Here is a 17,786-nt window from a genome sequence, read left to right on the forward strand (position 1 = left end):
TATTACGATTATATGTTTTGATATGGAGGACACGATGAATCCTAGAGAACTGAATTATACAATGCCCGCCGAGTGGGCCAAGCATGAGAGAACTTTTATTTCCTGGCCTGTGCTGGACTCAATGGTGCACCCGGACAATTATGAAGAAGTAACGGCTGGATATGCCGATATTATAACCGCAATTTCCGAATTTGAGCCGATCACCGTCGTCGTTAATCCGGATGATGCGAAGCGGGTCGCGGCACGTTTTGCCGGCAACGCGGGCGTTGAGCTGCTGGAAATCGAGCACAATGACGCATGGCTGAGAGACAACGGGCCAACCTTCCTGCTTAGCGAAGAAGGCGAGCTCGCGGGCGTGAACTGGGGCTTCAACGCATGGGGCGGCAAATATTCGCCTTGGGATTTGGACGACGCGGTAGCTCCGCAGGTGCTGAAGCATGTTGGCGTTCGTCAGTTCGACGCTCCTCTTGTGATGGAGGGCGGCTCCATTCATTCGGATGGAGAAGGAACTCTGCTTACAACGGAAGAGTGCTTGCTGAACGGTAACCGCAATCCGGAGCTTTCACGCGAGGAGATTGAAGAGCAAGTCAAACGTTTCGTGAACGTCGAATCCATCATTTGGCTGAAACGCGGTCTGAGCGGCGACGAGACGGACGGCCATGTGGACAACATTGCTTGTTTCGCGGCGCCGGGCAAAGTCATTCTTCAAGTATGCGACGACCCGTCTGATGAAAACTACGCCATTACGCAAGAGAATCGTAAAATTCTTCGGGATGCGGTAGACGCCAAGGGACGGAAGCTTGAAATTATCGAAATTCCGCAGCCTCCAATGGCTGAATATGATGGTCAGCGCTTAACGCTGAGCTATTTGAATTTTTATTTTGTCAACGACGGCATTATTTTGCCTGTGTTCGGCGGAGCTGCGGCAGAAACGGACCGTCAGGCCGAAAATATTTTGGCGGAGGCGTTCCCGGACCGTAAAATTCGCAAAGTAAACGGCATGGCCATTATTGCCGAAGGCGGCAACGTGCATTGTACGACACAGCAAATGCCGGCAGGACGCACATCTTAAGACCGAGGGCATAGGAGGTATGTATAAAATGACCAAACGAATCGTAAAAGTGGCAGCGACACAAATGAGCTGCTCTACGGACCGTGACGATAATATTAGCAAAGCGGACAAGCTTGTACGCGAAGCGGCGAGCCAAGGCGCGCAAATTATTTTGCTGCAGGAGCTGTTTGAAACTCCATACTTCTGCCAGAAGGAGAAGGCGGATTATTACGTCTACGCTACTGAGCTGGAAGAAAACGCGGCAATCAACCATTTCCGCAAAGTGGCGAAGGAGCTGCAAGTGGTTCTTCCAATCAGCTTTTATGAGAAAAAGAACAATGCGCGCTACAACTCTATCGCTATTATCGATGCGGACGGGGAAGTGTTGGGCAAGTACCGCAAGAGCCATATTCCCGACGGACCGGGCTACGAGGAAAAGTTTTATTTCAACCCGGGGGATACCGGCTTTAAAGTTTGGAATACACGCTATGGCAAAATCGGTGTCGGCATTTGTTGGGATCAATGGTACCCTGAAGCGGCGCGCTGCATGGCGCTGATGGGGGCGGAAATTTTGTTCTACCCGACCGCAATCGGTACCGAGCCGCAAGACGGTTCTATCGATTCCAAAGACCATTGGCAAATGTGCATGCTTGGCCATGCCGCATCCAACCTCGTTCCCGTTGTCGCCTCCAACCGTGTTGGCCTCGAAACGGACGAAGAATCCAGCATTACGTTCTACGGTTCCTCCTTTATCGCGGGGCCGCAAGGGAACAAAATCGCTGAAGCCGACCGCACGGAAGAGACGGTTCTTGTCGCTGAGTTTGATCTGGGCCAGCTTGAAACGCAGCGCATCGAATGGGGCATTTTCCGCGACCGTCGCCCCGATCTGTATGGCGTAATCGCTACCTACGACGGAGAACTAAAATTGAAATAACTAAAACAAACAGCCTCCTTATGAGCGGTATCGTCCGCGCGAAGGAGGCTGTTTCATTTGCCGGACGGGGTGCCCGGTTAAGCTTGTTTTTTCAAAATGGGAATCCAAATTTCGCAGCGGTAATCGTCTACACTTGTGTCGCCGGGATAATAAACTTCCAATTCAGAACCGCCCGCATGCTCATAGCCGGTAGCCGGGAACCATTCTTGAAAGACGCGTGTAAACGTCTGCTGAATGGTGTGAGGGAGCGGTCCGACGGACGTAAATACCGCCCAAGTGGCAGCCGGGATTTCTCGGACCTGGTAGTTGTTTTCTTTAGCCGCGTCGAGGGAACTGTTAACCCCGATCAAATAAGAAAATTGTCCCGTTGCTTGGTTTAAGTTGTAGCAAGCTCCAAAGGACTTCTCTTCTTGAGCAATGGTCAGCAGGTCCGAAAACGTCCCGTCAGACAATACATCCTGCCAAAATTGGGTAATCTGGTTGTGGTTTTCCCCATTTTGAGTCGTCGTATTAATCGATTTGCCTACCAACGTAAATGCCTCTTTGTTTTCAATACGATAATCCATGTCTTTGTCTCCCTTCAAAATGAGCTGGAAGGATATGCGGGGGAACGCCTTCAGCTTGGCTCCTTCCGTGCGCGCCTCGGACGGGGATAGGCCGTGAATGCGCCGGAACGCCTTGGAGAATGACTCCGGAGTGTCGTAGCCGTATTTGAGCGCTACATCGACGACTTTAGCGGTTGAGGAGGCAAGCTCCTGCGCCGCTAAAGTCAGCTTCCGCTTCCGCACATATTCGGCAACCGTAACACCGGTTACGACATGGAACAGGCGCTGGAAGTGGAAAGCGGACATGCAGGCCGCCTTGGCGACTTCCTCTATATCCAGCCGATTCTCCATTTGCGTTTCCATATAGTCCAATGCATGTTTAAGATCGATTAGCGCATCCACCCGTATTCACTTCCTTTCGAGAGATATCGTATCATTCGCGGGAAAGCCAATCCTGTCTTTCCGTGCTTTCTTTTGACCGATTTATTATTGTTAGAGCTACATGCTATACTGGGGGCATGACGACAACATCCACTACCGACAACCGGCCTTCGCCGGAGATGAAGCCATGCACCGCTTGCGGAGTCATGAAGCCGCTTGGCGAGTTTCTTCGCAGAACCGGGCGGCGCAAAGGCAAGCATGGGCGCAGAGGCACATGCCGAGCCTGCAGGAGCACGGGCAGCAGTCAAGTCTCGGGCAGCGAGGCTGGCACTGCCGAAGCGGCAACCATAAAGGAACGGACGAATGCCGGAGCCGCTACTGTCCGCAAAAGGAATCGAGGCGCCCGCAAGCGGAAAGGCGGTACGGCACCCCCGCCTCAGGCGCAGCCCCTGTCAAAAGAAAAGGAACGGCCGCTCGAAGCCTCTTCCCTCAGGCCAACCGCCCAAGGCTTTATTCGCATGCGCGGAAAAACGGATAACGGCCGGCGCTGGTATCAAGAGATCGAGCCGGAACTTGCCTCCATTTTGGTAAACGAAGGAGCGGCAGTTGTCGTAAACCGCCAAACGATTAAACGACTGTACAGCAATAAGGAGTTCCGGCAGTTTATTTTGACCAGAGACAACTATACATGCCGGTTTTGCGGGCAATATGGCGATACCATCGACCATGTGCTCCCGCGTGCGAAAGGCGGTCATACGACGCCGGTCAACTGCGTGTGCGCCTGCTACGAGTGCAATCAGTTGAAAGCGGGCCGCGATGTGGATGAATTTATAAAGGCGCTGGAATAATAAGCGAGTCGAGGATACGAATGCATCGGCCTATTTTAGTATAAACCAATGATTGGCCCAAACATATATGATAACGCTTACAAATTGATCGAACTTTGCTAATAGTCAAAAACAAACGAACCTTTGGTTGCCGCAAAGGGGCTGTGATAAAATAAAAATATGGAAATGCGCGGCCAAGCCGACAGCATGGGATGGGGAAGAAGCTACCGATGAACAATTGGCTAGGAGGCTCGCTTAAGAAAAAGCTGTCCTTATGGATTATAGTATCCGTACTTGTTCCCGTGCTGTCGCTTGGGATTTTTTCATATTTCATTGCGGAAGGGCTGACGGAGGAAAAAGCAAAAAGCTCCGGAATGAACACCTTAACGCTTATGGGCACTTATCTTGAAAATATGGTGAGCGACGCGGAGTCGCTCTCTTTGTATATTCTTGGCCACGACGATGTGCAGGAGCATTTGCGCTCAGGTCAAATGGACGCGCTGATGGGAACCAAAATGGCGAGCATGCTAATGACATTGTCCATTTCCAAGCCCTATATCGCCAATATAGTGGTGGAATCCAAGGGAGGCCAGCCTCCAATCTCTTATAAATCGGTTATTGAGTCCGATTGGCATGACATAACGGAAGTTCAGCCCAACTATTATTCCGATCATTCGAAATGGTGGTCTTCCGTCCACAAGCAAACGACGTCGCTCGACGGACGGCGGGAAGTGATCACGATGTCGCGTCCCATTCGAAACACAAAAAAGTATGATGAAATCGGCATGTTAAAAATAAGCCTGCTGCAAAGCGTTATCTCCGAACATCTTAGGCAAGGGGAGCTGGAGGGCGGCGGGTTCGTCTTGCTGCTGGATGGCGACAATCGAATTATGGCGGGCCCGGCCGCATTTGAAAAAAATGTGGCGCTGTCCAGTTATTTTCCGGATATCGCCCGTTTCAGGGGAGCTTCTTCGGGATGGTTCGAATATGGCGAAGGCGCCGAGCGAAAAACGGTGCTTTATTACGGTCTTGCGAACGTCGATTGGAAGCTGGTCGGCATTATTCCGACGCAAGTTTACAAGTCGCAAAATCAATACTTTTTAGCTTTGACAGCCGTGGCGGTCAGCCTTGCCGCTTTGTTTGTCATTGCTTTTGTTTTGTTTCTCATTCAAAGGGTGACGAGGCCGCTGACGGCGCTGACGAAGCTGCTTAAGCATTCCAGTCCGGAAGAGCCGCTTCCCGCTTTGCAAGTTACATCGATAGACGAGGTCGGACAGCTTATTATTAGCTACAATCGAATGAGCTCCCGAATTGAAAAGTTGACCGACGAGGTGAAAAAAAACGAGGCGCTCAAAAAGGAAGCGGACATGATTGCGCTTCAAGCGCAAATCAATCCTCATTTTCTATATAACACGCTGTCTTCTATTCACTGGATGGCGCTTATGAAAGGCGAAGCGAAAATCGCCGATATGGTCGGCTCCTTAAGCGACTTTTTGAGGTTCAGCCTCAACAAGGGTCAAGAGTATTGCACGGTGAACCAAGAGATGCTGCATATCGACAACTACGTCAATATTCAGTCGATCCGCTATCCGGACAAGTTCCGGTACGAGGCGGACATTCCGGGAGAGCTGCTGGAACAGAGAATGCTTAAGCTATTGCTGCAGCCGCTGATTGAAAATGCGATGATCCACGGCATATTGAAGCGGGAAGGCGCGGGCACTATAAAGGTGCGTGCGGCAGCGGAGGGCGAGGCGATCGCCTTTGTTGTGGAGGATGACGGCATCGGGATGAGCGAAGAGAAGCTGGAGGAACTGCGGAGCCGGATGGCGGATAAGCCGGATCGGGCTAAGCCGCCTGGTATGTCCGGCGGAAGCTATGGGCTGCGCAACGTTCATAACCGGCTGCTGCTTCATTATGGCCCGGAAGCGGGGCTGCTGCTGGAGAGTAAGGCGGGTGTGGGAACTCAAATCAAGTTTTCCGTTTTTCCCGATAGCTTGGACGCAGAGCAGGAACGGAAGCCAAAGGAGACAAGCGAAGGCGCTGGCCGGGGTGAATAAGGAGGAGAAGCTGATGAAGCTGCTTATTATAGATGACGAAACGATTATTCGCGAAGGGCTCAGCACCGTCATTAAGTGGGAAGAGAACGGATTTACGCTGCTGAAGCCTGCCGCCTCTGCGGAAGAGGCTTTAATGCGTATTCCCTTGGAGCAGCCGGACATCATTTTGACCGATATTCGAATGACGGGCAAGACGGGGCTGGAGATGGCGCGCGAGGTAAAACGCGACTTTCCGGGCACGGAAATTGTCATTCTGTCCGGGTATGAAGAGTTTGCGTATGCCCAGCAAGCGATGAGGGAAGGCATTAGCGACTATTTGCTAAAAACGAGCCGGCCGGGCGACATTATGGCCGCTGCGGTGCGAGCGCAGGGACGGATTATGGAGAAGCGAGCAGCCAAAAGAGAGGGCGAAGCCCATCAAACGGCGTTTCGCTCGAAGCGGCTGGAGCGGTTGCTGCGCGGCGATCAGCCTGCCAGCGAAGGGGAAGCGGAAGAGCTTCTTTATTATTACCCCGAGCTTCGGACGGCATCCGACTTAGAGTCGCTGGAGCTTTGGCTTATTACGTCTGAGGCCCAGCTTCCGTCGGTTGCCGAGGCTGGAGCCGAGCTTGAAGAGACAGGCCGTATGCTGCGAGAGAGGCTGAACTCCGCCATTTTGGACTGGGAAGGCGGATGGCTCGTTCTGTTCCGCGCTGGGCAGCAAGGTGCATCGAGATTGGTTCGTACCGCCGTCGATGGCGCGGAGCGTGCGACAGGAGCCAAGCTGTTCGCCGCATCAGGCTTGCCTGCGCGCAATGTGCTGGGGCTTCGAGAATCGCTCCGAACGGCGGGACTAGCTTCCGCTTATCGGTTCCTAGCCGGAGATTCCGGCTTGATTCGCTATGAAGACATATCGCATCGACAAGGGATGAGAACCGTGTGCTCCCAAGAGGAGGAGGAGGCGCTCACTTCCGTTCTTCGAAGCGGCAGCGCGGAGCGGCTTCACGATTGGATGCAAAGGACGCTGGCCGCGATCAAAAGCAACCCGGAAGCGACGCCCGGCTCCATGAAATCTTATTTGCACTCTTATATGATCGCCAGTTACCGCTGGCTGGAGCGTGCGGCCGCATCGGTCGGCCAATCCGCGCAAAAGCTGAGACAGCTCGAGGAACTGGACACCGCCTTTCTTATTATAAAACCTGAAGAAGTAATGGAAGGGATACTGTCTGCAATTATTCGCCAATACGAGCGGCTGTCGGGAGGCCGAAATTCAGCGATCGAACAGACCATCGCGTATATCCGGGAACATCTGGACCAAAGCTTGACGCTAGCGCAAGTGGCGGCAAACGTCCATATGAACCCTAATTATTTCAGCGAGTTATTTAAAAAAGAAACAGGGAAAAACTATATCGAGTTTGTTACGGAAGCGCGTATCGAGTGGGCGATCAGGCTGCTTAGGGAAACGCCGGCCAAAGTGAGCGAGGTCGCTAAGCGGGTGGGGTACGAGGACATCAAACATTTCAACCGCTTGTTCAAACGATATACGGGCGAGACGCCGTCTTATTTCCGCGAGCGCGGCCACTAGGTGAAATTTCACCCCCATGAACCTGAATTATCCCCCCTACGACAACCTCCGTGCCTTTACTATACTAAAACTATATTATCGAGAGGGGATCAACTCAATGAAGAAGAGACTTACATTGGTAGTAACGCTTATTACTCTCGTTTCCCTGCTTGTCGCTGCTTGTGGAAGCGGCACCAATAACAAACCGAGTGCAGAAAAGCCAGCCGAAAGCGGCAAAGAAGAAAAAGTAAAATTGACGATCTGGCATAACTTTGCCGGCGACGACCTTCGCGCTAAAGCGGTCAGAGGTTTGATCGACAAGTACAAAGCAGATCATCCGAATGTAGAGCTTGACGCTCAAGCGATTCCGGTAGACGGATACCGTCAGCGTCTAAGCACAGTAGCAGCAGGCAACGAAATGCCAGACGTGTTCTTCGTTTACGCAGGCAGCCAGTCGCAAGAATTTTTTGACGCTGGATTGTTGCAACCGATTACACCTCTAGCTGAGAAATACCCAGATTGGAAAGGCAACTTCATGGATGGCGCATTCGACCGTTTCACGTTCGAGCCTAACCAAATCTATTCCGCTCCAATCGGCTTGTCCGCAACATCTTTCCTTTACTACAACAAAGACCTGTTTGAGAAAAACGGCGTAAAAGTGCCAACAACTTGGACAGAAATGATGGATGCTGTTAAAGCGTTCAACGGAAAAGGCATCACGCCAATCGCGCTTGGCAATAAAGCTCCTTGGGTTGCTCAATCGACTATCCTTGGTTCGCTTGCAGACCGCGTAACAGGCACAGACTGGTTCTTGAAAGCTGTTAAAGGCGAAGCTTCCTTCACAGACCAAACTTTCGTAGACGCTCTTGGCAAATTCAAAGAGCTGGTAGACAACAAAGCGTTCCAAGAAGGCGCTAACAGCATCGACAACACTCAAGCTGAGCAATACTTCGTTCAAGGCAACGCAGCTATGATGATCAGCGGCGCTTGGACACTGACTAACCTTGCTGCATCCGCAACGGCTGAGCAAGTGGCGCCAATCGAAGTAACAACTCTTCCTACGATCGAAGGCGGCAAAGGTACAGCTGGCACATTGTCCGGCGGCGCAGGCGGCGGTTTCGCACTGAGCAAGAAGACATCCGGCGCTTCCAAAGACGCGGCACTTGAATTGATTTACGCAATTGCTGGTCCAGACGGCCAAAAATCGATCGCAGAGAGCAACTCCATGGTTATGTACAAAATGGACCTTGCTAACTCCAACGTTAGCCCGCTTTACCTGAAAGCTTTCAACGTAGCGATGAACGCTGGCATCACTCCAGTATATGACGCTTACTTGTCCGCTGAAGCTGGCGAAACAATTAACAACGGTTTGCAAGAAATTATGATGGGCGGCAAGCCTGAGGATGTAGCGAAAAAGCTGCAGGACGCTCAAGCTAGATCGACTAAAAAATAAGTAACGTAACACACACTCGCGCCGTCTGACGTTTACGAAAGACGGCGCGGGTTATGAATTCGAGGAGGGCTGTCGCCATGCTATCATCATTGCGTTCACGAAGCTTCGTCGCCCTGGCGCTGCTTCCTGCATTGCTTATTTTCGTAGTTTTTGCCATCGTTCCGATTATTTGGTCGGCTTACTACGGTTTCTTCGATTGGAGCGGCCTGGGCTCGCTGAAATTTATCGGCTTGGACAACTATGAGATGATGCTGCAGGATCCTATTTTCTGGAGAGCGCTCAAAAACAACTTGATCCTTGTTGCTTCGGCGATTATTGGCCAAGTGCCAATCGCGCTTTTGCTGGCGCTGCTGCTTCTTAAAAACAACATGTTCAACCGGATTATCCGTTCCGCCGTATTTATGCCGATGGTATTGTCCACTGTCGTTGTCGGCTTGATCTGGGGCTACATTTACCAGCCTCAATTCGGTTTGGTCAACACGCTGCTGGAAATGGTCGGTTTGGATTCTTGGACGCGCGCTTGGCTGTCCGATCCGAAAGTAAATATGTTCGCGGTCTCTATCCCGATTAACTGGGCCAACATCGGTCCTTACTTGATCATCTTTATCGCCGCTTTGCAAAACATCTCCTCCGAGGTGAACGATGCGGCCAAAATCGACGGTGCCGTTGGCCACCGCAAATTGTTTTTCGTAACGCTTCCTATCATGTGGGAAACGATTGTTGTCACGATCGTGCTTTGTATCTCGGGCAGCCTTAAGGCGTTCGACCATGTCATTGTTATGACGGGCGGCGGTCCTGCTCAATCGACGGAACTTCTCGCGACGTATATGTACAACAACAGCTTTACCGTTTACCGTTATGGTTACGGCTCTGCCGTATCGACCATGATCATTCTGATCAGCGCCTTGCTCATAGGTCTGAACTACATCATCACCAAAAGAAAAAGCTGAGCACGGTTTTAAGGCAAGGCCGATGAAGGAGTGAATCTTATGCAAGCATCGACGAAAATTCAAGCAGACTTGAAACAGCCGTTTTGGAAGAAGCCGCTTGGTTTCGGCCTCAAAGCTCTGTTGTTCCTGTACGCGTTAGGCACGCTTTATCCGCTATACTGGCTATTTATAAGTGCATTTAAATCGAATCAGGAATTTTTCAACCGTCCCTACGCTTGGCCGCTGCAATGGCAGCTTGAAAATATAACCCGCGCTTGGGAGCTTGGGGATATGGGCAGAGCGATGCTCAACTCCACCATAGTAACGGTGACATCGGTTGTTCTTACGGTTCTGCTCGGCACGCTGGCCGCTTATGCGCTGTCTCGGTTCTCCTTCAAGTTCAGCGGCGTAATTAAAGGGCTGTTCCTACTGGGAATGCTCATTCCGATTCACAGTACGCTCGTACCGTTGTTTATTTTCATGAACAAAATCAACATTTTGGACACGTATTGGTCGCTTATTTTGCCTTATACGGCGTTTGAGCTGTCGATTGCGATTTTCCTCAGCATTGCCTACATGCAGTCTATCCCTCGCGAGGTGGAAGAAGCTGCAATGATCGACGGCAACGGCTGGTGGGGAGTGTTCGGACGCATTATTTTCCCATTGTGCTTGCCTGTCATTGCGACGGTCACGATTCTGGCGTTCCTTCGTTTCTGGAACGACTTCTCGTTCGCCCTCGTCTTTATCAACTCGCAAGCGCTGAAGACGCTGCCGCTTAGCTTGTCGCTGTTCTCCGACGGCTTCGGTACGGACTACGCCTTGACGATGGGTGCAATGTTTATTGCCGTTATTCCGACCATTGTCATCTATCTGATCTTCCAAGAGCAGATTATGAAAGGTATGGTTGCGGGCTCGGTTAAAGGGTAATCCCTTTTTCCGGGTCTTTTCTTTTTTGACTATCGTGTTTACAAATATTTTCTGTTGAAACTGCTCCCCGGAGTGTGTACCATTACGAGTACACGAATCATGACAAAAGAATAGGTCTCATATAATTTTGGGGATATGGCCCATAAGTTTCTACCGGATGACCGTGAATTCATCCGACTATGAGTGAAAGCGAAGACGGGAGCGGCTAGAAACGTTCCGGCGTTTGAAGCAACGATTTGGCAGGGCCGTTTTCGGCTCCTTCTAATTTACGCTTCAAATAGGCCACCCGATCTTCGACGCGCATGTGCCGCAAGGATATCATTCCAACAGGACAGGCTTCACTTGAGAGAAATAAACTCAAGGAGAAGGCTGTCTTTTTTGTTTTGGAATTGGCAACAGACAAGGGATAGAGACGAAAACAGGGAGAGATGACTGAGATGGAAGAGCTGAAAAACCGCATTCGGCAAGAAGGAGCTATTTTGTCCGATCGGGTGCTGAAGGTGGATTCGTTTTTGAATCATCAGGTGGATACGGAGCTGGCGCTTGCAACGGGACGGGAATTTGCGGGAGCTTTCGCCGATGAGAACATTACAAAGGTGCTTACGATAGAGGCAAGCGGCATTCAGTTTGCGATGGCGGCGGGGATCGCGCTTGGCGTTCCTTTTGTCTATGCAAAGAAGAAAAAGGCGATCACTCAGTCGGACAGCGTCTATACCGCTGAGGTTCATTCCTTTACGCGCGGGGAGACTTACCAGATCAGCGTCGATCAGCGTTATTTGAGTCCGCAGGACAACGTGTTGATCGTGGACGACTTTTTGGCGACGGGAGCCGCGCTCGTTGGATTGGTCGACATCGTCCGTGCGTCCGGGGCAAGGCTTGTCGGCGTAGGGGCCGTCATCGAAAAGAGCTTCCAAGAGGGAAGAGGGCTGCTGGAGGAAAAGGACGTGCGCATTCATTCCTTGGCGCGGATTATTTCTATGAAGCCGGGAGAAGTCCATTTTGCGGAAGAAGATCGTCGGGCTGGCGAGCTTGCGAAGGAGAGGTCATAAAAGCATGTTAAGCAAACAAAGAGTAATCACGCTCGGCTTTCAGCATGTGCTGGCTATGTACGCGGGTGCCGTTATCGTTCCGCTGATCGTAGGAGCGGCGCTGAAGCTGAATGAGACGCAAATGGCGTATTTAATCGCGGCCGATCTGTTCACCTGCGGCATTGCTACTATTCTTCAAGTATGGGGCGGCAAATATTTCGGCAGCAGACTGCCTGTCGTGCTTGGCTGTACCTTTACTGCGGTAGGTCCTATTATTGCGATCGGTCTCTCTTCCAATTTGGCTACCGTTTACGGCGCTATTATTATATCGGGGTTGTTTGTTATAGTAGCGGCCCCGCTGTACGGCAAAATATTGCGTTTCTTCCCGACCATCGTGACGGGCTCCGTCGTAACCATTATCGGTCTTTCGCTCATCCCCGTAGCCATGAACAATGCGGCGGGCGGACAGGGGATGCCCGATTTCGGCGCTCCGCGCAACCTGCTGCTGGCATTTGGCACGCTGATCGTCATTTTGCTCGTCAATCGTTTGGCCAAAGGATTTCTGCGTGCCATTTCGGTTCTAATCGGCCTTATTGCAGGTACGATTGCGGGTTACTTTATGGGAATCGTCGATTTTTCCGGAGTGGCCAAAGCGTCTTATTTCAGCATAGCGGAGCCGTTTTATTTTGGAACGCCGCAAATTAGTCTGACAGCCGTCATTACGATGATTCTCGTCAACATCGTCAGCATGGTGGAGTCGACGGGCGTTTATTTTGCAGTCGGCAAAGCGACGGACCAGAAGGTGGAGCAGCGGCAGATCGTGAACGGACTCCGTTCCGAAGGCGTCGCCATTACGCTCGGCGGCATTTTCAACGCCTTTCCTTATACGGCATTTTCGCAAAATGTCGGCTTGCTCACTTTGACGAAGGTGAAGTCGCGCGACGTTATCTTTGCCGCTGGCGGCATCATGGTTGTGCTAGGGCTTCTGCCCAAGCTCGCCGCTGTGACGACGGTCATTCCAAGCGCTGTGCTTGGCGGAGCGATGATTGTTATGTTCGGCTCCGTCGCCGTGTCGGGCATCAATATTTTGGCCGAAGTCGATTTGCGGAAAGAACGCAATTTGCTTATCGCCGCTTGCAGCATCGCGGTTGGCCTTGGCTCCGCTACAGTGCCGCAATTGTTCGACCAGCTTCCCGATTTTGCGAAAATGATGCTGCAAAACGGCATTGTCACCGGCTCGCTTACAGCTATTCTGCTGAACCTGCTCCTCTCGGAGAAGGGGAGCGGGGCAGACGTCTCACCGGGCCATAACCACGCCGCGTAACGTTCAGGAGTAGCTTTCTAAGCGATTGCCCAGGCCAAGTTGCGTCATTGCAGTACACGACATTTCAACTTTTTTCACATTCGAAAAAAATGCTGGATTAACACTGACACACAGTTGTCAGAGTTGGTGGGCTACACTGTGATCAATCCAGTAAAAACGAATGAGAGGAAGATTGAAATGAACGGAGCAAAAAGCAAATCGGGCTTGGTCATTGCAGGCCTGCTGCTTGCTATTCTGATGGCTTCCATGGACAACACAATCGTCGCTACAGCGATGGGTACAATTGTTGGCGAGCTTGGAGGGCTAAACCATTTTGTATGGGTCACGGCAGCTTATATGGTGGCTGAGATGGCGGGTATGCCGATTTTCGGCAAGCTGTCTGATATGTATGGACGGAAGCGGTTTTTTGTATTCGGAATTATATTGTTTATGATCGGATCGGTGTTGTGCGGTATGGCGGGCAGTATCGTGGAGCTAAGCATTTACCGTGCAATTCAGGGTATCGGCGCGGGCGCTCTCGTTCCGATTACGTTTACGATTATTTTCGACGCTGTGTCTCCTGAAAACCGAGGCAAGCTGATGGGACTGTTTGGAGCGGTATTCGGCTTATCCAGTGTATTCGGCCCTTTGCTCGGTGCATTTATTACAGACTATATAAGCTGGCAGTGGATCTTCTATATCAACCTGCCGCTAGGCATTCTTTCATTGACGCTTGTTTTCAAAGGCTACAATGAGTCGCTTATCCTGTCCAAACAAAAAATTGACTGGCTGGGCGCAGTTACGTTGGTCGGTTCGGTTGTTTGTCTCATGTTTGCTTTGGAGTTTGGCGGCAAGCTGTTTGCGTGGGATTCTTGGCAATTGGTAAGCTTGCTGGCAGGTTTTGTTGTGTTAGGCTGTTTGTTTGTCGCTGCAGAGAAAAAAGCGGCGGAGCCGATCATCTCGTTCGACATGTTTAAAGTGAGGCTGTTCGCGTCGAGCACAGTTATTGCGATCCTCAGCGGAGCGGCGTTTATCGGAGCTTCCGTCTATCTGCCGATCTTCATTCAAGGCGTATTGGGCGGTTCCGCGACCAACTCCGGTCTCATGCTGCTGCCCATGATGGTGGGAACGGTCATTACGGCTACGCTTGGCGGTTTTGCGATGGCTAAGCTAACGTACCGCACCATCATGATTTCCACTTTGGTGTTGCTTGTAGCCGGTCTCGGACTGCTGACGACGATTTCGATGGATACTTCCCGGTTCCTCATTACGATGTATATGATTATTGTTGGGCTTGGAATCGGCGCATCGTTTTCCGTGCTGTCCAATGCGGCAATTCAATGCGTGTCTCCTGCGCAGCGCGGAGCGGCCACCTCTACATTGAACTTCCTCCGATCTTTTGGAATGATGCTTGGCATTACCGTTTTCGGCATTTTGCAAAGCAGCTCGATGACTCGCAAGCTGGAGGAATCGTTCCAAGGCGGAGAGGGGTCGATTCCGCAAGGGCTTGATTTGAAAGACCCTTATGTGTTGATGGATTCAACGGTACGCTCTTCTATTCCGGACGGTGTGTTGTCGGGCTTGCTGAAAGGCGTCTCGTCGTCGATCACAGATGTGTTTCTATGGGGACTTATCCCGGCAGTGCTGGCCGTCGGAGCCGCTTGTTTCATGGGCCGTGAGAAGCATGATCCGAAGGCGGAAATGGAAGCGTACGGCCATTAATTTTTTGAACGTTAGCGGTAAGAGACTGCATGACATGGTTCATTCCGTGTCTTGCAGTTTTTTTGCTTGAAAAATCGAGATATTCTTCATAAAATACCAACTATTTCATTATACTGATGTATAATCGTTAGGAATATGATACTATTAGGACAATCTATTAGAAGAGGTGATTTTTGCGTGTTTGGACGCAGCGGTAATCCAACTTTGAAAGACAACACTTTCCAGAATTACGGTCAGTTATCCTCAGGCGATAGAATGACTATTAACGGCACGGTAAACAAATCGTTTATTATGCTGGCGATCCTGCTTGGCGGAGCATTCGTTAGTTGGTCGATGTACATGAAAGGCGATGCGAACATAATGGGCTATATGATCGGCGGAGCCATTGCCGGACTGATTCTTGCGCTCATTATTAGCTTTGTTCCTAAAACTTCCCCTTTCCTGGTACCGCTTTATGCGGCATGCGAAGGATTGTTCCTGGGCGCCTTGTCGGCCAGATATGAATCGTTGTACAACGGCATTACGATGCAAGCGGCTTTGCTGACGATGTGCGTATTTATCGCACTGTTGGTCGCTTATCGCTTTAGAATCATTCAAGCGACAAAAAACTTTAGATTAGGCGTGTTCGCGGCTACTGCGGGTATCGCTCTCATGTATCTGGCAAGCTTTGTTCTTGGATTTTTTGGCATTACGGTTCCATATCTGCACGACAACAATTTGATCGGCATCGGTATTTCGCTTGTGATTGTTGTGGTTGCAGCGCTTAACCTTGTACTTGATTTCGATTTCATTGAATCCGGCGCAGAGCATGGCGCACCGAAATATATGGAGTGGTACGGCGCATTTGGCCTTATGGTCACTTTGGTATGGCTGTACATCGAGATGCTTCGCCTGCTTTCGAAGCTGGCAAGCCGCGATTAATCAAAATAAGCGAACGAAGAGGCGTGGGAATTCCCGCGCTTCTTTTTTTGTCCGAGAAAAATGGAATAAATTTCTCTGTTGATAATAATAATCAATATCTATATAATGATAATCGTTATCAACTATTCCAGGAGGTCAAACAACATGAAAGCAACTAGTCTTAAACTGGGCATTATCGCACTTATTCTTGCAATTACCGCAGCATGCGGAAGCAATACAGGTGGAAACGCGGCATCCGAGCCAAGCGTGAAGCCGTCCGAGGAAGCTGTACAAGAGCAGCCAAAAGAAACAGAGAAACCGGCACAAAGCTCCGTGGATGAAACGAAAGTGGCGGAGCTGCTGAAAGAGTTCGAGAACCAGTCGCCTTCCAAAGCCGTTACGATGTCCGTAGCGATTACAGAATTGTTTGATGTGCTGGGCGTTGCGCCTGTCGGCGTGCCGACTTCCAGCAGTGCGCTTCCTGCGGCATTCGATGCCGTTCCTCGCGTAGGCTCTTCGCATCAGCCTGATTTGGAGGCAATTGCAGGCTTGCAGCCGGATGTCATCGTTGGACCGGCGTCCATTAAGGATAACTTGGAGAAACAATTTGAAGCTGCAAAGCTGCCGACGGCCTATTTGCCTGCGGATTCCTTGGATGAGCTGAAGTTGTCTTTGGTTACTCTTGGCCGTTTGTTTAAAAAAGAAACGGAAGCTAACTCCTACATTGAAAAGTTCAACGCCGAGGAAAAAGCGGCCGTTGCCTCTGTGGAGGGCAAAACTGCGCCTAAAGTGCTCATTTTGTTCGGTTCGGCTGAGTCCTTGATGTTTATGAATGAAAATACGTATGTTGGCAGCCTGGTGAAAAACTTGGGTGGCGTCAATGTGGTATCCGATGTGCTGAAGCTGAAAGATACGTACATTCCGCTTGATATGGAAAGCATTGTTGAAGCTAATCCGGACATTATTTTGCTTGTAGCCCATGGCGATCCTGCTGCGGTCGCGAAAAAGTTTGAAGAAGACGTGAAGGCGGGCGGAGCTTGGGATAAGCTGAACGCATTCAAAAACGGCAAGCTGCAAGCGCTGGATTACGGACTGTTCGGAATCGCATCCCTGCCGAAAGCGGCTTCCGCTTACAAAGAGCTTTCCGGCATCCTGTATGAATAATGAGCGGGGCGATTGATTCAATCGCGGGGAAAAAGGAGAAGAGCAAGCGCAAAGTAGTAATCGCCATTATAGTGGGGCTGCTGCTCGCGCTTGCCGCCTTGACCGCTGTCGGCATCGGCAGCGTCCGTTTTTTTCCGGCGGAAACGTTTATGACCATCATCGGGCAAGGGGATGATCGGGCGACGACGATCCTTTGGGATATTCGAATTCCGCGTGTGCTGCTCGCTCTAATTATTGGCGCCAATTTGGCGGCCTCCGGCGCGCTGCTGCAAGCGGTCATGATGAACCCGCTTGCCGATCCCGGCCTAACGGGAGTTTCAAGCGGCGCGGCGGTTGCCGCATTGTTCATTATGCTGGTCGTGCCAGGCTACTCCTCCTTCATCCCTTTGGCCGCTATAGTGGGCGGAGGTTTCGCAGCGGCGATGGTGTTCGCTATGGCTTGGAAAAAGGGCGGCGGGTTTACACCGATCCGAATCATTTTATCGGGGGTAGCGATCAATGCCGTATTTGGCGGCATTATCGGCTTGCTGTCCATTCTTTACAGCGACCGGCTTCCGGCTGCCCTTCAATGGATGAACGGCAGCTTGAACGGGAAAGGCATGGAAGACGTGCTTGTCATTTTGCCGTACTCCGTCGTGGGATGGATTGCCGCGTTGTTATGCGTAAGGAAAGCGAATATTTTAAGGCTGGGCGAACAAACGGCGCATAATCTAGGTCAAAATTTGAGTCAGGTGCGCTTCGTCCTTTCTTTGGTAGCCGTCTATTTGGCGGCGATTTCCGTATCGACCGTCGGCCTTGTCGGCTTTGTCGGCCTTGTGGTGCCGCATATCGCCAGACTTCTGATCGGAAGCGACTACCGATACAGCATGCCGCTTGGCATTATGCTTGGAGCTCTTATTTTGCTAGTGGCGGATACGGCTGGACGAACGTTGTTTAGTCCGCTTCAAATTCCGTCCGGCATTGTGATGGCGATGGTAGGAGGACCTTATTTCCTGTATTTGATGCGGAAGGGGGGAGCTTGA

The 17,786-nt window shown here is 51.1% G+C and carries 15 protein-coding genes and 1 riboswitch; of the genes, 14 read left to right on the plus strand and 1 reads right to left on the minus strand.

The window, feature by feature from the left end:
• Positions 1 to 34 precede the first annotated feature (34 nt).
• Together ACFQZE_RS20285 and aguB are read left to right on the plus strand one after the other, a co-directional pair.
• Positions 35 to 1,072: an agmatine deiminase family protein gene (locus tag ACFQZE_RS20285; RefSeq protein ID WP_379360438.1), complete on the plus strand. Its 1,038-nt coding sequence runs from the start codon at positions 35 to 37 to the stop codon at positions 1,070 to 1,072.
• Between the two features lie 28 nt (positions 1,073 to 1,100).
• Positions 1,101 to 1,985: an N-carbamoylputrescine amidase gene (aguB, locus tag ACFQZE_RS20290; protein ID WP_379360440.1), complete on the plus strand. Its 885-nt coding sequence runs from the start codon at positions 1,101 to 1,103 to the stop codon at positions 1,983 to 1,985.
• Between the two features lie 77 nt (positions 1,986 to 2,062).
• Here aguB and ACFQZE_RS20295 read toward each other — a convergent pair whose 3' ends face one another.
• Entirely contained in the window at positions 2,063 to 2,932 is an 870-nt protein-coding gene (locus ACFQZE_RS20295) for an AraC family transcriptional regulator (RefSeq protein WP_379360442.1), read from the minus strand.
• 116 nt (positions 2,933 to 3,048) lie between these two features.
• Between ACFQZE_RS20295 and ACFQZE_RS20300 the strand changes: the two genes are divergently transcribed.
• From ACFQZE_RS20300 to ACFQZE_RS20355, 12 genes are all read left to right on the plus strand, one after another.
• Positions 3,049 to 3,759, plus strand: coding sequence for an HNH endonuclease (locus ACFQZE_RS20300; protein WP_379360444.1), 711 nt, complete (start codon positions 3,049 to 3,051; stop codon positions 3,757 to 3,759).
• Positions 3,760 to 3,968: 209 nt separating this feature from the next.
• The gene (locus ACFQZE_RS20305; RefSeq protein WP_379360446.1) at positions 3,969 to 5,795 is read left to right on the plus strand and encodes a sensor histidine kinase; all 1,827 of its coding nucleotides are present in this window, start codon (positions 3,969 to 3,971) and stop codon (positions 5,793 to 5,795) included.
• A 13-nt stretch (positions 5,796 to 5,808) separates the two neighbouring features.
• The gene (locus ACFQZE_RS20310; protein WP_379360448.1) at positions 5,809 to 7,359 is read left to right on the plus strand and encodes a response regulator transcription factor; all 1,551 of its coding nucleotides are present in this window, start codon (positions 5,809 to 5,811) and stop codon (positions 7,357 to 7,359) included.
• Between the two features lie 97 nt (positions 7,360 to 7,456).
• Positions 7,457 to 8,791: an extracellular solute-binding protein gene (locus tag ACFQZE_RS20315; protein WP_379360450.1), complete on the plus strand. Its 1,335-nt coding sequence runs from the start codon at positions 7,457 to 7,459 to the stop codon at positions 8,789 to 8,791.
• A gap of 77 nt (positions 8,792 to 8,868) precedes the next feature.
• Complete coding sequence (locus ACFQZE_RS20320; protein ID WP_379360452.1) at positions 8,869 to 9,741, plus strand: carbohydrate ABC transporter permease; 873 nt, start codon at positions 8,869 to 8,871, stop codon at positions 9,739 to 9,741.
• A 39-nt stretch (positions 9,742 to 9,780) separates the two neighbouring features.
• Positions 9,781 to 10,647, plus strand: a complete 867-nt coding sequence (locus ACFQZE_RS20325) for a carbohydrate ABC transporter permease (protein WP_379360454.1) — start codon at positions 9,781 to 9,783, stop codon at positions 10,645 to 10,647.
• A 97-nt stretch (positions 10,648 to 10,744) separates the two neighbouring features.
• Positions 10,745 to 10,847: riboswitch (purine riboswitch) on the plus strand.
• Positions 10,848 to 11,084: 237 nt separating this feature from the next.
• The gene (locus ACFQZE_RS20330) at positions 11,085 to 11,696 is read left to right on the plus strand and encodes a xanthine phosphoribosyltransferase (RefSeq protein ID WP_379360456.1); all 612 of its coding nucleotides are present in this window, start codon (positions 11,085 to 11,087) and stop codon (positions 11,694 to 11,696) included.
• Positions 11,697 to 11,700: 4 nt separating this feature from the next.
• Positions 11,701 to 12,999 carry a nucleobase:cation symporter-2 family protein gene (locus ACFQZE_RS20335; RefSeq protein ID WP_379360458.1) on the plus strand — a complete coding sequence of 433 codons (1,299 nt, stop codon included), beginning with the start codon at positions 11,701 to 11,703 and terminating at the stop codon, positions 12,997 to 12,999.
• A gap of 177 nt (positions 13,000 to 13,176) precedes the next feature.
• On the plus strand, positions 13,177 to 14,700 hold the full coding sequence (locus tag ACFQZE_RS20340) for an MDR family MFS transporter (protein ID WP_379360460.1): 1,524 nt from the start codon (positions 13,177 to 13,179) through the stop codon (positions 14,698 to 14,700).
• 177 nt (positions 14,701 to 14,877) lie between these two features.
• Positions 14,878 to 15,621: a Bax inhibitor-1/YccA family protein gene (locus tag ACFQZE_RS20345; protein WP_379360462.1), complete on the plus strand. Its 744-nt coding sequence runs from the start codon at positions 14,878 to 14,880 to the stop codon at positions 15,619 to 15,621.
• A gap of 144 nt (positions 15,622 to 15,765) precedes the next feature.
• On the plus strand, positions 15,766 to 16,764 hold the full coding sequence (locus tag ACFQZE_RS20350; protein WP_379360464.1) for a helical backbone metal receptor: 999 nt from the start codon (positions 15,766 to 15,768) through the stop codon (positions 16,762 to 16,764).
• On the plus strand, positions 16,764 to 17,786 hold the full coding sequence (locus ACFQZE_RS20355; protein ID WP_379360466.1) for a FecCD family ABC transporter permease: 1,023 nt from the start codon (positions 16,764 to 16,766) through the stop codon (positions 17,784 to 17,786). Before ACFQZE_RS20350 ends, ACFQZE_RS20355 begins: the two co-directional genes overlap by 1 nt.

This window comes from Paenibacillus sp. GCM10027627, assembly GCF_042675505.1.
In the GTDB taxonomy this organism is placed as follows: domain Bacteria; phylum Bacillota; class Bacilli; order Paenibacillales; family Paenibacillaceae; genus Pristimantibacillus.